This window comes from Micromonospora maritima, from assembly GCF_902825405.1.
Lineage (GTDB): Bacteria > Actinomycetota > Actinomycetes > Mycobacteriales > Micromonosporaceae > Micromonospora > Micromonospora maritima.
On the sequence record NZ_CADEAU010000119.1, the window covers coordinates 1 to 13152 of the forward strand.

Genomic DNA, 13152 nt, shown 5'->3' on the forward strand with positions numbered 1-13152 from the left:
GGGGCTGCTCCCGGTGCTGCCGCGCCTGGCCGCCCGGCACCGGGTGGTGCTGGCGGCCACCCACGACCCGGTGCTGACCCGGCTCACCACGGCCACCGCCACCAGTCCGCCGACCAGCAGCAGCGAGCCGGCGCCCCGGCCGCCGCCGGCGGTGCCCCCGCCGCCGGTCGCCGGGCCCTTGCTCGGCTGGCTCATGTTGAGCACGGTGAGCATGGTGGAGGCGGTGTTGCCGTTGGAGCAGTCGAGGTTCACCGGGTAGTCGCCGGGCGCCTTGTTGCCGGGCACCGTGACCGAGCCGGTCAAGAAGCCGTTGTCCGGCCGCAGCATCACCCGGCCGCCGAAGGCGTCCGAGGTGACCTGGGCCTGCCGGTTGTTGCTGTTGTCGCAGCCGGCCCGGATGGTCACCCGGGACCCGGCCTGGACGCTGTTCGGCGTCACCTCGATGAACACGCTCTCCCCGGCCCGGGCCGGCACGGCGGTGGTCAGGACGAACGCCGCGACCAGGCCGACCAGGCCCAGGACGGACGACAACGCACGGTGTGACAGGAGCCCTCGCATGGTTCCCCCCTCCCGGTGCGACGGTGCACCGGAATCCTGCTGACGGGCAGCGGGGGCTGCGTTCCCGGCCGGCGGGGGTGTTAACAGGGGGCCCCGCCTCTACCGGAAGCGTCAAGCAGGGGCCCCGCCCTTCACCACCGGGTGCCAGGCCAGCGGGGTGGAGAGCACCATCGTGCTGGACGGCTGGCCGTACGGGGCGAGCCGGTCGATGACCGCCTCGAACTCGCCCATCGACCCGGCCGCGACCTTGAGGAAGCTGCACGCGTCACCGGTGATCCGGTGGATCTCCATGATCTCCGGCCACTGCGCCACCCGGGGGTCGTTGAGGATGCAGCGCGAGCCGTAACAGGACATCCGGATCAGGGCCAGCACGGTCCGTCCGGCCCGGCTGAGGTCCACGTGGGCGTGGTAGCCGGTGATGACCCCGGACTCCTCCAGCCGCCGGACCCGCTCCGCGACCGCAGGCGGGGACAGGTGCACCCGGCGGGACAGCTCGCTGTAGGAGAGCCGGGCGTCGGCCTGGAGCTCGCGCAGCAGCGCCCAGTCCATGTCGTCCACGCGGCGACCTTCCTTACGTTAAGTAGGCGACCCGAGATGCTTTCAGGTCGTGAGGTCAGACCACCATACCGCCGTTGAACAGGCATTCCATCCGTGCCCGGACCGGCGAGATCATTGCGTCTACCCCGCGTACGGACGGAGAAGACGGTGGAACAGACGACGGCGGTGCGCCCGGCCACCTCGCAGCAGCGGGCGGCCCGAGCGGCGCGCAACGGTGGCGAGCCGACGCTGGAGTTCGCCGACCGCGTGCCCTACGACGCGTACGTGCACGCGAGCACGCTGCACCGGCTCCAGCAGCCGCTCAGCGACGATCCGGGCGAGATGTCCTTCCTGATGGTCAGCCAGATCATGGAGCTGTACTTCAAGCTGACCTGCCACGAGCTGCGGCACGCCCAGCGCGAGCTGCGGGCCAACCGGATCTGGGAGGCGCTGCCCCCGCTGCGGCGGGCCGCGCTGCACCTGGAGGGGCTGAACGCGGCGTGGCACGGGCTGCGCTGGATGACGCCGGCCGACTTCAACCGGTTCCGCGACCGGCTCGGTGAGGGTTCCGGGTTCCAGTCCGCGATGTACCGCCAGCTGGAGTTCCTGCTCGGCCTGCGGGACCCGGCGCTGATCCGTCCGTTCCGCCGGCAGACCGACGTGCACGCCGAGCTGACCGCCGCGCTGGCCACCCCGAGCATCTGGGACGACGTGGTCGCGCTGCTCGCCCGCCGCGGCTTCGACCTGCCCGACGAGCTGCTGGACCGGGACGTCGCGGCCGAGCACGAGCCGCACCCGGGCGTCGAGGCGGCCTGGGTACGCGTCTACGCCGACAGCGGGCCGGACAACCACCTGCGCCTGCTCGGCGACGCGCTGACCGAGGTGGCCGAGCAGTTCGGCGACTGGCGCTGGAACCACGTCAAGGCGGTGCAGCGCACCATGGGCGCCAAGGTCGGCAGCGGCGGTTCGGCCGGCCTGGCATGGTTGCAGCGCAGCATGGCCCGGGTCGTCTTCCCGGAGCTGTGGTCGGCCCGTACCGCTATGTGACCGGAGAGAACAGCATGCACACCCCCGAGAGCGAAGCCCACCGGCGCGACGCCGCCGACCCCGGCCACCGCCACCTGTTCCACGTGCCGCCGGCCGACGGCGGCCGCTACCCCGACGCGGCGTACCTCGCCGGCAACTCGCTGGGCCTGCAACCCCGGGCCACCCGGGACGACCTCGTCGCCGACCTGGACGCCTGGCGCCGGCTCGGCGTGGAGGGGCACCTGGAGGCGGAGCGGGCCTGGCTGCCGTACCACGAGCTGTTGACCGCGCCGGCCGCGCGCCTGGTCGGCGCGCTGCCCACCGAGACCGTGGTGATGAACTCCCTCACGGTCAACCTGCACCTGCTGATGGTCAGCTTCTACCGCCCGGCGGGGGAGCGCACGAAGATCGTCATCGAGGACAGCGCGTTCCCGTCGGACAGCTACGCGGTGCGCAGCCAGGCCCGCTTCCACGGCCTCGACCCGGACGACACCGTGGTGCGGCTCAGGCCCCGCCCCGGCAGCGACACGTTGGACACCCAGGATGTCCTGGACTACCTGGCCCGCGAGGGGCACACGGTCGCGCTGCTGCTGCTCGGCGGCGTCAACTACCTGACCGGCGAGCTGATGGACATCCCGGTGATCACCGCCGCCGGCCGGGCCGCCGGCGCGGTCGTCGGCTGGGACCTGGCGCACGCCGCCGGCAACGTGCCGCTGGCGCTGCACGACTGGGACGTGGACTTCGCCGCCTGGTGCTCGTACAAGTACCTGAACTCCGGCCCGGGCGCCCTGGGCGGGGTCTTCGTCCACGAGCGACACCACGGCGACCCCTCGCTGCCGAGGTTCGAGGGCTGGTGGAGCACCGAGGCGGCCACCCGGTTCGAGATGACCCCGGTGTCCCGGCCGCCGGCCACCGTCGAGGCGTGGCAGATCTCCAACCCGCCGATCTTCGCGATGGGTCCGGTGCGCACCTCGCTGGAGCTGTTCGACGCCGTCGGCATGCCGGCGCTGCGCGAGCGCAGCCGGCGGCTCACCGGCTGGCTGGAGGAGCTGCTCGACGAGGTCACGCCCGGCCGACCGCTGACCGTGGTCACCCCGCGCGACCCCGACCGCCGCGGCTGCCAGCTCTCGGTGCGGGTCGGGAGCGGCAGCGCCGGCGAGCTGACCAAGCGGCTGCGGCACGAGCACGGCGTCATCGCCGACGCCCGGGAACCGGACGTGGTCCGGTTCGCCCCGGTGCCGCTCTATTCCACGTACCACGACTGCTGGCGCGTCGCCGACGCGTTGGCCGCGACCGTGGAGACCACCTCATGAGCACGGAACGCGACGAGGTCGCGGTGGTCGGCGCCGGGCTGGCCGGCTGCCTGCTTGCCTGTTTCCTGGCCCGGCGCGGCTACCCGGTGGCCCTCTACGAGCGGCGGCCCGACCCGCGCGCCGGGACCGTCGAGCGGGGTCGCTCGATCAACCTCGCGCTCTCCGAGCGCGGGCTGGACGCGCTGCGCCGCATCGGACTGGACGAGCAGGTGATGGCGGACGCGCTGCCGATGCGCGGCCGGATGATCCACCCGGTCGAGGGCGAGCCGCAGTTCCAGTCGTACAGCGTCTCCGGCGACCGGGCGATCAACTCGATCAGCCGGGGCGCGCTGAACAACGCGCTGCTCGACGCCGCCACCGCGCTGCCGGGCGTGCGGGTCGCGTTCGACCACCGGCTGGTCGGCCTGGACCCGGTCGGCGGCGAGATGACGTTCGAGACCCCGCAGGGCAAGGTCACCACCACCGCCTCGGTCGTCCTCGGCGCCGACGGCGCCGGCTCCGCCGTGCGCGGGCAACTGCTCGCGTACGGGGGCCTGACCGAGAGCCTGGACTTCCTCGACTACGGCTACAAGGAGCTGACCATCCCGCCGATCGGCGGGGAGTTCGCGCTGGACCCCGGTGCGCTGCACATCTGGCCGCGCGGCACCTCGATGATGATCGCGCTGCCGAACCCGGACCGCTCCTTCACCTGCACGTTGTTCTGGCCCACCCACGGCACCCGCAGCTTCGCGTCGCTGAGCAGCCCGGCGGCGATCGAGCGGTTCTTCGCCGACCACTACCCCGACCTGGTCCCACTCGCGCCGAACCTGGTCGACGACTACCAGCACAACCCGGTCGGCGTGCTCGGCACGGTGCGCTGCACGCCGTGGCAGGTGGCCGGCCGGGTCGGCCTGCTCGGCGACGCCGCGCACGCCATCGTGCCGTTCTACGGCCAGGGCGCGAACTGCGCGTTCGAGGACGTGGTCGAGCTGGACCGCTGCCTCGACGAGTGCGACGACGAGTGGGCCGCCGCGCTGCCGCTGTTCCAGCACCGCCGCCAGGACGACGCGGAGGCGATCGCCCGGATGGCGCTGGCGAACTTCGTGGAGATGCGGGACAAGGTCGCCTCGCCGGTGTTCCGCACCCGCAAGACGGTCGAGCACGCGCTGGAACGCGTGCTGCCCGGCCGCTACGTCTCCCAGTACGAGCTGGTCTCCTTCTCCACCATGCCGTACGCGCAGGTGCGCCGCCGGGTGCGCCGTCAGTACGCGGTCCTCGGCGCGGTCGCGGCCGGCGCGGTGGCGCTGCTGGCCGGCGGGGTCCGCGCGGCGCTGGGGAGGCGGCGATGACGCTCTGGGACCCCCGGCTGATGGCCGGGCACGCGCCGGACGGCCCCGGCCTGCTGCGCAACTTCGTCGGCGGCGAGTTCGTCGACGCCGGTACCCGGTTCACCAAGCGCAGCCCGGTCACCGGCGAGCCGGTGTTCGAGGTGGTCGAGGCGTCGCGGTCGACGGTGGACGACGCGGTCGCCGCGGCCCGGTCGGCCCTGCGCGGCCCGTGGGGCCGGACGGGGGAGCGGGAGCGCGCCGAGGTGCTGCGCCGCGTCGCCGACGAGCTGGAGCGGCGCTTCGACGACCTGGTGGCGGCCGAGGTGGCGGACACCGGCAAGTCGATCTCGCAGGCCCGCACGCTCGACATCCCGCGTGGCGCGGCCAACTTCCGGGCGTTCGCCGAGATCGTGGCGACCGCGCCGACCGAGTCGTTCACCACGGTCACCCCGACCGGCGGCCGGGCGCTCAACTACGCGGTCCGCAAGCCGGTCGGCGTGGTCGCGATCGTCGTGCCGTGGAACCTGCCGCTGCTGCTGCTCACCTGGAAGGTGGCCCCGGCCCTGGCCTGCGGCAACGCGGTGGTGGTCAAGCCCAGCGAGGAGACCCCGGCCTCGGCCACCCTGCTCGCCGAGGTGATGGCCGCGGCCGGCGTACCCGACGGGGTGTTCAACCTGGTGCACGGCTTCGGCCCGGACTCGGCCGGGGAGTTCCTCACCCGGCATCCCGGCGTCGACGCGATCACCTTCACCGGGGAGTCGGCCACCGGCAGCGCCATCATGCGGGCCGCCGCGGACGGCGTGAAGGCGGTCTCCTTCGAACTGGGCGGCAAGAACGCCGGCCTGGTCTTCGCCGACGCCGACCTGGACGCGGCGGTCGCCGGTTCGGTCCGGTCCAGCTTCACCAACGGCGGCCAGGTGTGCCTGTGCACCGAACGCATCTACGTGCAGCGGCCGGTGTTCGAGGAGTTCACCGCGCGGCTGGCCAAGCGCGCCGACGAACTGGCGTACGGCTGGCCGGCCGACGAGGCGACGGTGAACATGCCGCTGATCTCGCACGGTCACCGGGACAAGGTGCTCGGCCACTACGCGCTGGCCCGCACCGAGGGCGCCGAGTTCCGCGCCGGCGGCGGCTCGCCCCGGTTCGGCGACGCCCGCGACGGTGGGGCGTACGTGCAGCCGACCGTGCTCACCGGCCTGGGGGCGGACGCCCGGACCAACCAGGAGGAGATCTTCGGCCCGGTGGTGCACGTCGCGCCCTTCGACGACGAGAACGAGGCGTACGCGCTGGCCAACGGCACCGCCTACGGCCTGGCGGCGACGGTGTGGACCCGGGACGTGGGCCGGGCGCACCGCGCCGGCGTCCGGCTCGACGCCGGCATCGTCTGGGTCAACACCTGGTTCCTGCGCGACCTGCGCACCCCGTTCGGCGGGGTGAAGGCGTCCGGCGTCGGTCGGGAGGGCGGCGTGCACTCGCTCGACTTCTACTCCGAGCTGACGAACGTCTGCGTGGATCTCACATGAGCGCGATGGGTGAGAATGGCCGGCGTCCCGAGGACAGTGAGCGAGGAGCCGACATGACCGTGGACATCGAGGCCGCCAACCGGGAACTCGCGGTGGCCCGGCAGGAGGGGAAGCCCTGCCCGCCGCTGCGCGGCCGGTTGCTGCCCGAGGGGGACGTCGAGGCCGCGTACCAGGTGCAGCAGGTCTACACCCGGCAACGGCTGGGCAAGGGGCACCGCCGGGTCGGCGCGAAGATCGGGCTGACGTCGCGGACCGTGCAGGAGAGCTTCGGCGTCTTCCAGCCCGACTTCGGAGTGCTCTTCGACGACATGGCCGTCGGTGACGGCGTCGAGGTGCCGATCGACAGGCTGCTCCAGCCCCGGGTGGAGGCGGAGATCGCCTTCGTGCTCGGCGCGGACCTGCCGGACGAGCGGGTCACCTCGGTCGACCTGATCCGGGCGGTGGACCACGTGCTGCCGGCCATCGAGATCGTCGACTCGCGCATCGCGGACTGGGACATCTCCATCGTGGACACGGTGGCGGACAACGCCTCCAGCGGGTTGTTCGTGCTCGGCACCGCGCCCCGCCGGCTCGCCGAGGTGGACCTGCGGCTGTGCGGGATGGTGCTGGAGCACGCCGGTGAGCCGGTCTCGGTGGGCGCGGGCGCGGCCTGCCTCGGCAACCCGCTGCACGCGTTGCAGTGGCTGGCCGCGACCATGGCCCGGGAGGGCGACCCGCTCAAGGCCGGTGACGTGGTGCTATCCGGCGCGCTCGGCCCGATGGTGGCGGTCACGCCCGGCGCCGCGTACGAGGCGCGCATCTCCGGGCTCGGCTCGGTGCGTACCTGTTTCTCGAAGGAGGCCAGCTCATGAGCGTCGGAGTGGCGGTGCTCGGGTCGGGCAACATCGGCACCGACCTGATGATCAAGGTGCTGCGGCTCAGTGAGAGCCTGCGCATGGTGGCGATGGCCGGCATCGACCCGGCCTCGGACGGCCTGGCCCGGGCCCGCCGGCTCGGCGTGACCACCACCGCCGATGGCGTCGACGGGCTCGTGGCGCTGCCCGAGTTCGCGGACGTCCAGCTCGTCTTCGACGCCACCTCGGCCGGCGCGCACAAGCGGCACGACGAGGTGCTGCGGGCACACGGCCGCACCGTCGTCGACCTGACGCCCGCCGCGATCGGCCCGTACGTGGTGCCGCCGGTGAACCTCGACGAGCACCTGGGCGAGCCGAACGTCAACATGGTCACCTGCGGCGGCCAGGCCACCGTGCCGATCGTGCACGCGGTCGGCCGGGTCACCCCGGTCGCGTACGGCGAGATCGTCGCCTCGATCGCCTCGAAGTCGGCCGGGCCCGGCACCCGGGCCAACATCGACGAGTTCACCGAGACCACCGCCCGCGCCATCGAGGTGGTCGGCGGCGCCGAACGCGGCAAGGCCATCATCGTGCTGAACCCGGCCGACCCGCCGCTGCTCATGCGCGACACGGTCTACTGCCTGTGCCCGGACGCCGACGCCGACCGGGGCGCGATCGCCGCCTCGGTGGCCGACATGGTGAAGGCCGTGCAGGAGTACGTGCCCGGCTACCGGCTCAAGCAGGACGTGCAGTTCGACGCCGTGGACACGTACGCGCCGGTGCTCGGCCGGCACGTCACCGGCCTGCAGGTGTCGGTGTTCCTGGAGGTCTCCGGCGCCGGGCACTACCTGCCCGCGTACGCCGGGAACCTGGACATCATGACGTCGGCCGCGCTGCGCACCGCGGAGCGGCTGGTGGCGCTGCGGGAGGTGAGTGCGCGATGACCGACCTCTACATCCAGGACGTGACGCTGCGCGACGGCATGCACGCCATCGGGCACCGCTACACGGTCGACCAGGTGCGTACCATCGCCGCCGCGCTCGACGCGGCCGGCGTGGCCGCGGTCGAGGTGGCGCACGGCGACGGCCTGGCCGGCTCCAGCGTCAACTACGGGCACGGCGCCGCCGCGGACGCGGACTGGATCGCCGCCGCCGCCGAGGTGCTGACCACCGCGCGGCTCACCACGCTGCTGCTGCCGGGCATCGGCACCATCGCCGACCTGAGGGCGGCGAAGGCGCTCGGCGTGACCAGCGTCCGGATCGCCACGCACTGCACCGAGGCGGACATCTCCGCCCAGCACATCGCGTGGGCCCGGGAGAACGACATGGACGTCTCCGGGTTCCTGATGATGTCCCACCTCAACGACCCTGCCGGACTGGCCGCGCAGGCCAAGCTGATGGAGTCGTACGGCGCGCACTGCGTCTACGTCACCGACTCCGGCGGGCGGCTGCTGATGTCCGACGTGGCGCAGCGGGTGGACGCGTACCGGCAGGTGCTGGAGCCGGAGACGGAGATCGGCATCCACGCGCACCACAACCTCTCCCTCGGCGTGGCGAACAGCGTGCTGGCGGTCGAGCACGGCCGGATCCTCGGCGACGGCCCGCTCGGCTCGCCGGCCGGACGGACCGTCCGGGTGGACGCGTCGCTCGCCGGCATGGGCGCCGGCGCGGGCAACGCGCCGCTGGAGGTCTTCGTCGCGGTCGCCGAGCTGCACGGCTGGAAGCACGGCTGCGACGTGTTCGCGCTGATGGACGCCGCCGACGACCTGGTCCGCCCGTTGCAGGACCGGCCGGTGCAGGTGGACCGGGAGACGCTCTCCCTGGGGTACGCGGGCGTCTACTCCAGCTTCCTGCGCCACGCCGAGCGGGCCTCGGCCAAGTACGGGGTGGACGTCCGCTCGATCCTGGTCGAGCTGGGCCGCCGCCGGATGGTCGGCGGCCAGGAGGACATGATCGTGGACGTGGCACTGGATCTGGCCGGTAAGGAGAACCCATGATCGGGCCGGACATCACCGGGATCGCCGAGAAGCTGGGCGCGGCGGCCGACACCGCCACCGCGATCCCGCAGCTCGCCGCCGAGACCGGCCTCGACGTGGACGCCGCGTACGCGGTGCAGACCGCGCTGGTGCAGCGCCGCCTCGACCGGGGTGAGCGGCTGGTCGGGCTCAAGATGGGGCTGACCAGCAAGGCCAAGATGTCCCAGGTCGGCGTGGACGAGGTGATCTGGGGCCGGTTGACCGACGTGATGCGGGTGCCCGACGGCGGCGGCGTCGACGTCGGCGACTTCATCCACCCCCGGGTCGAGCCGGAGGTGGCGTTCCTGCTGGACCGGCTGCCCGAACCGGGCGAACCGGTCGGCTCGTTCACCCGGGCCGTGCGCGCGGTCGCCCCGGCGATCGAGCTGATCGACTCGCGGTACGCGAACTTCAGCTTCTCCCTGCCGGACGTCATCGCCGACAACACCTCGGCCGCCGCGTTCGTGGTCGGGCCCTGGTCGCCGGTGCCCGACGGGCTGGACAACCTCGGCGTGCTGCTGGAGATCGACGGCCGGGTCGCGCAGGTCGGCTCGACCGCGGCCATCCTCGGCGATCCGCGCCGCGCCCTCGACGAGGGGCTGCGGCTGGCCGGCCGGCACGGTGTCCGGCTGCGCAAGGGCTGGGTGTTCCTGGCCGGCGCGGCCACCGCCGCGGTGCCGCTGCGCCCCGGCGCGCACGTCCGCGCCACTGTGGAGAAGCTCGGGTCCGCCTCCCTGAAGGCCCTGCCATGACGGCCCGGGTGGTGGCCGGGAAGGCCGTGCCGCGGGGCGCGTTCCCGCACGTCAAGGTGGCCGGCGGGTTCGTCTTCGTCTCGGGTACGTCGTCGCGCCGGCCGGACAACACGTTCGCCGGGGTGTCGGTGGACGAGTTCGGCACCACCGACCTGGACATCCGGGCGCAGACCCGGGCGGTGGTGGAGAACATCCGTGACCTGCTCCGCTCGGCCGGCGCCGACCTGAGTGATCTGGTGCAGGTCACCAGCTACCTGGTCAACATGAACGACTTCGGTGGCTACAACGAGGTGTGGGCGGAGTTCTTCGACGCCACCGGGCCGACCCGGACCACGGTGGCCGTGCACCAGCTTCCGCACCCGCACCTGCTGATCGAGATGCAGGCCGTCGCCCTACTTCCGTCGGGAGGTCCCCATGAGTGAGATCGCCGAGCCGTTCAGCTTCTCCGGCTGGATCGGGGAGAACCAGCACCTGCTCAAGCCGCCGGTGGGCAACAAGGAGATGCTGCCCGGCAGCGACGACTTCATCGTCATGGTGGTGGGTGGCCCGAACCAGCGCACCGACTTCCACGTCGACCCGTACGAGGAGTTCTTCTACCAGGTCAAGGGCAACATGCACATCAACCTGATGACCTCGGAGGGTCCGCGTACGGTGCACGTGCGCGAGGGTCAGATGTGGATGCTGCCGCGCAACACCCCGCACTCGCCGCAGCGCCCCGAGACCGGTTCGATCGGCATGGTGATCGAGCGGGTCCGCGAGGAGGGCACGCTGGAGAAGTTCCAGTGGTACTGCGGCGAGTGCCACCACAAGGTGCACGAGGTGGAGTTGCAGGTGCGCGACATCGCCGCCGACCTGCCCCCGGTCTTCGCCGCGTTCTACGCCGACGAGAAGGCCCGCACCTGCGACAACTGCGGCGCGCTGCACCCGGGCAAGGGCTGATGCCGGTGCCGGTGGTGGACGTGCACACGCACGTCGTACCGAAGGGGTGGCCGGACCTCGCCGCGGCGTGCGGCGGGTCCGGCTGGCCCTGGCTGCGGGTGGACTCCGAGCGCGCCGCCATGATCATGGTGGGGGAGACGGAGTTCCGGCCGATCGGCGCGCCGTGCTGGGACGCGCCCACCCGGCTGGCCGACATGACCGCCGACGGCGTCGACGTGCAGGTGGTCTCGCCCACCCCGGTCTTCTTCAGCTACGACCGCCCGGCCGACCAGGCGGTCAGGGTGGCCCGGATCTTCAACGACCTCACGCTGGAGGTCACCGCCGCCGGCGGCGACCGGCTGATGCCGTTCTGCCAGGTGCCGTTGCAGGACCCGGACGCGGCCTGCGCCGAGCTGGACCGCTGCCTGGCGGCCGGGCACGCCGGGGTGGAGATCGGCAACCACGTCGGCGACCGGGACCTGGACGACGCGGGCATCGTGCAGTTCCTGACCCACTGCGCCGAGGTCGGCGCGCCGGTGTTCGTGCACCCGTGGGACATGCCCGGCGGCCCTCGGCTGGACCGGTGGATGGCCCGCTGGCTGACCGGGATGCCCGCCGAGACCCACCTGTCGGTGCTGGCGCTGATCCTCGGCGGCGTGTTCGACCGGGTGCCGGAGTCGCTGCGGATCTGCTTCGCGCACGGCGGCGGCAGCTTCCCGTTCTGGCTGGGCCGCGCCGACAACGCCTGGCACCGCCGCGGCGACCTGGTACGCGGGGCGTCCAGCGCGCCGCCCAGCTCCTACGTCGACCGGTTCCACGTCGACTCGGTGGTGTTCGAGCCGGCCGCGCTGCGGCTGCTGGTGGACACCATGGGCGCCGAGCGGGTGCTGCTCGGCAGCGACTACCCGTACCCGCTGGGGGAGCGGCCGGCCGGGCAGGTGGTGCACCGGTCCGACTTCCTCACCGACGCGCAGCGGGCCGCGCTGCTCGGCGGCAACGCCCTGCGCTTCCTCGGCCGTTGACGACACCCGGGTGCGTCTGTCCTCGGCAGACGCACCCGGAAGGGCTCAGGAGTGCGGGCAGGTGTCCCGGTACTCCTCGATCGCGGTGCCCCGGGGCGCCGGGCAGAGGAACTGCTCGTAGCGGGTGTCGTCGTCGACGAACCGCTTGAGCCACGAGATGCTGTACTTCGCCACGGTGACGTTCGGCGAGGTCGGTGCGGAGTGGCTCGCCCCGTTCAGCTCCAGGTACGCCTTGTCCAGCGTTGCCGGCAGGCTGGTGTAGAACGGCTCCGAGTGCGACGACACCGGGGCCACCGAGTCGTTCTCCGCGCCCACGACGAGCGTCGGCACGCGTACCGACGACCAGTTCTTCACCGTGTGCCAGCCGGTCAGCGGGATGGCTGCCTGGAGCGCCGGTCGGGCGTTGGCCGCGGAGAGGCTGCCGCCGCCGCCCATCGAGTGCCCCATGACGGCGAGCCGGTTGCGGTCGATCCGGGTCCGCACCGCGCTGGTGTTGGTGAGGTAGTCCAGGGCGGCCAGGAGTTGGGTGCCCCGGCTGGCCGGCTGGTCGTAGACGGAGAGCGTGTCGATGGTGACGACCACGAAGCCCTGGGAGGCCAGGCGGGGCCCGAGCCAGGCGACCGAGGACTGGCTGGCGGTGAAGCCGGGGGAGACGGCCACCGCTCCGAAGGTGCCCTCGGCGGTGCTGGTCGGATAGTAGATCGTGCCACCCCGAAAGCCGCTCACGCTGGACGCGGGGACCGTGGTCTGGGCGATGGCGAACGGACCTCGGGTGGCCTCGATGCTGGCCACCGTCGGCGCCGGGCCCCGCTGGTAGGGGTTCGCCGCGAGGGTCGTGACCGGGACGCCGTCGCGGGCCCCGGCCGGTGCGGCCGGCAGGGCGGCAAGACCGGCGGCGGTGAGGGCGAGTGCGAGCAGGGGACGGAGGGCGCGCGGGAACGGGCGTGGACGGGTCGGTGCGGGAGGCGCAGGGTGCACGGCATGCTCCTGGGGCGGTGGTCGGCCGGAGTGCGGGACGGTATCGACAAACATGAATCGATAACCCATGGTGCGCGTACGGAGCCGGCGGCCGGCAATCCCGATCCGGTCATGCCGGCGGCGTATGACGCGGGCCGCGCGCCCCGGTCGGGGCCGCCCGGTCGTGTCGTCCGGCCGTCCGACCGCGCAACGGGCAGGATGGCGGCATGGCCGAGCCGCACGACCTGACCGCGCTGGAGCAGGCCGCCGCGATCCGACGGGGCGAGCTGTCCAGCGTGGAACTGGTCGACCACCACCTGCGCCGGGTCGACGCGCTCGCCGACGGCGTCGGCGCGTTCGTCACGGTCACCGCCGAGCGCGCCCGGGCGGCG

Annotated in this window: 13 protein-coding genes and 2 pseudogenes; 12 read left to right on the plus strand and 3 right to left on the minus strand. The window is 72.9% G+C overall.

The window, feature by feature from the left end; all coding sequences use genetic code 11:
- Positions 1–87: 87 nt before the first annotated feature.
- Both HUW36_RS13715 and HUW36_RS13720 read right to left on the minus strand, forming a co-directional pair.
- A pseudogene (locus HUW36_RS13715) lies at positions 88–558 on the minus strand (hypothetical protein); the annotation flags it as partial.
- Positions 559–669: 111 nt separating this feature from the next.
- The gene (locus HUW36_RS13720; RefSeq protein WP_174528515.1) at positions 670–1116 is read right to left on the minus strand and encodes an Lrp/AsnC family transcriptional regulator; all 447 of its coding nucleotides are present in this window, start codon (positions 1114–1116) and stop codon (positions 670–672) included.
- A 147-nt stretch (positions 1117–1263) separates the two neighbouring features.
- Here HUW36_RS13720 and HUW36_RS13725 point away from each other — a divergent pair, with 147 nt between their 5' ends.
- From HUW36_RS13725 to HUW36_RS13775, 11 genes are read left to right on the plus strand one after another with little or no spacing between them, the layout of a single operon-like run.
- A complete protein-coding gene (locus HUW36_RS13725; protein ID WP_174528516.1) occupies positions 1264–2142 on the plus strand; it encodes a tryptophan 2,3-dioxygenase in 879 nt (292 codons plus the stop codon).
- A gap of 14 nt (positions 2143–2156) precedes the next feature.
- Complete coding sequence (kynU, locus tag HUW36_RS13730) at positions 2157–3434, plus strand: kynureninase (RefSeq protein WP_174528517.1); 1278 nt, start codon at positions 2157–2159, stop codon at positions 3432–3434.
- On the plus strand, positions 3431–4762 hold the full coding sequence (locus HUW36_RS13735; RefSeq protein WP_174528518.1) for an FAD-dependent oxidoreductase: 1332 nt from the start codon (positions 3431–3433) through the stop codon (positions 4760–4762). The genes kynU and HUW36_RS13735 overlap by 4 nt, the downstream gene beginning before the upstream one ends.
- Before the next feature lie 20 nt (positions 4763–4782).
- Positions 4783–6264, plus strand: coding sequence for a 2-hydroxymuconic semialdehyde dehydrogenase (locus HUW36_RS13740; RefSeq protein WP_174528527.1), 1482 nt, complete (start codon positions 4783–4785; stop codon positions 6262–6264).
- 53 nt (positions 6265–6317) lie between these two features.
- On the plus strand, positions 6318–7115 hold the full coding sequence (locus tag HUW36_RS13745; protein ID WP_174528519.1) for a 2-keto-4-pentenoate hydratase: 798 nt from the start codon (positions 6318–6320) through the stop codon (positions 7113–7115).
- The gene (locus HUW36_RS13750) at positions 7112–8041 is read left to right on the plus strand and encodes an acetaldehyde dehydrogenase (acetylating) (RefSeq protein WP_174528520.1); all 930 of its coding nucleotides are present in this window, start codon (positions 7112–7114) and stop codon (positions 8039–8041) included. The genes HUW36_RS13745 and HUW36_RS13750 overlap by 4 nt, the downstream gene beginning before the upstream one ends.
- Entirely contained in the window at positions 8038–9093 is a 1056-nt protein-coding gene (gene dmpG / locus HUW36_RS13755) for a 4-hydroxy-2-oxovalerate aldolase (protein ID WP_174528521.1), read from the plus strand. The genes HUW36_RS13750 and dmpG overlap by 4 nt, the downstream gene beginning before the upstream one ends.
- Positions 9090–9863 carry a 2-keto-4-pentenoate hydratase gene (locus HUW36_RS13760; protein ID WP_174528522.1) on the plus strand — a complete coding sequence of 258 codons (774 nt, stop codon included), beginning with the start codon at positions 9090–9092 and terminating at the stop codon, positions 9861–9863. The genes dmpG and HUW36_RS13760 overlap by 4 nt, the downstream gene beginning before the upstream one ends.
- Complete coding sequence (locus HUW36_RS13765) at positions 9860–10285, plus strand: RidA family protein (protein ID WP_174528523.1); 426 nt, start codon at positions 9860–9862, stop codon at positions 10283–10285. The genes HUW36_RS13760 and HUW36_RS13765 overlap by 4 nt, the downstream gene beginning before the upstream one ends.
- Positions 10278–10802, plus strand: coding sequence for a 3-hydroxyanthranilate 3,4-dioxygenase (locus HUW36_RS13770; RefSeq protein ID WP_174528524.1), 525 nt, complete (start codon positions 10278–10280; stop codon positions 10800–10802). The genes HUW36_RS13765 and HUW36_RS13770 overlap by 8 nt, the downstream gene beginning before the upstream one ends.
- Positions 10802–11803 carry an amidohydrolase family protein gene (locus HUW36_RS13775; protein ID WP_174528525.1) on the plus strand — a complete coding sequence of 334 codons (1002 nt, stop codon included), beginning with the start codon at positions 10802–10804 and terminating at the stop codon, positions 11801–11803. Before HUW36_RS13770 ends, HUW36_RS13775 begins: the two co-directional genes overlap by 1 nt.
- Positions 11804–11848: 45 nt before the next feature.
- On the opposite strand, the gene HUW36_RS13780 is transcribed toward HUW36_RS13775, so the two are convergent.
- A complete protein-coding gene (locus HUW36_RS13780; protein ID WP_174528526.1) occupies positions 11849–12781 on the minus strand; it encodes a poly(ethylene terephthalate) hydrolase family protein in 933 nt (310 codons plus the stop codon).
- A 206-nt stretch (positions 12782–12987) separates the two neighbouring features.
- Between HUW36_RS13780 and HUW36_RS13785 the strand changes: the two are divergent.
- A pseudogene (locus HUW36_RS13785) lies at positions 12988–13152 on the plus strand (amidase); the annotation flags it as partial.

Excerpts from the sequence above, each read along its gene's own strand:
- dmpG (WP_174528521.1), top strand. The coding sequence starts at position 8,038 with ATGACCGACCTCTACATCCAGGACGTGACGCTGCGCGACGGCATGCAC.
- HUW36_RS13745 (WP_174528519.1), top strand. The coding sequence starts at position 6,318 with ATGACCGTGGACATCGAGGCCGCCAACCGGGAACTCGCGGTGGCCCGG.
- HUW36_RS13735 (WP_174528518.1), top strand. The coding sequence starts at position 3,431 with ATGAGCACGGAACGCGACGAGGTCGCGGTGGTCGGCGCCGGGCTGGCC.
- HUW36_RS13775 (WP_174528525.1), top strand. The coding sequence starts at position 10,802 with ATGCCGGTGCCGGTGGTGGACGTGCACACGCACGTCGTACCGAAGGGG.
- HUW36_RS13765 (WP_174528523.1), top strand. The coding sequence starts at position 9,860 with ATGACGGCCCGGGTGGTGGCCGGGAAGGCCGTGCCGCGGGGCGCGTTC.
- HUW36_RS13770 (WP_174528524.1), top strand. The coding sequence starts at position 10,278 with ATGAGTGAGATCGCCGAGCCGTTCAGCTTCTCCGGCTGGATCGGGGAG.
- kynU (WP_174528517.1), top strand. The coding sequence starts at position 2,157 with ATGCACACCCCCGAGAGCGAAGCCCACCGGCGCGACGCCGCCGACCCC.
- HUW36_RS13740 (WP_174528527.1), top strand. The coding sequence starts at position 4,783 with ATGGCCGGGCACGCGCCGGACGGCCCCGGCCTGCTGCGCAACTTCGTC.
- HUW36_RS13760 (WP_174528522.1), top strand. The coding sequence starts at position 9,090 with ATGATCGGGCCGGACATCACCGGGATCGCCGAGAAGCTGGGCGCGGCG.
- HUW36_RS13750 (WP_174528520.1), top strand. The coding sequence starts at position 7,112 with ATGAGCGTCGGAGTGGCGGTGCTCGGGTCGGGCAACATCGGCACCGAC.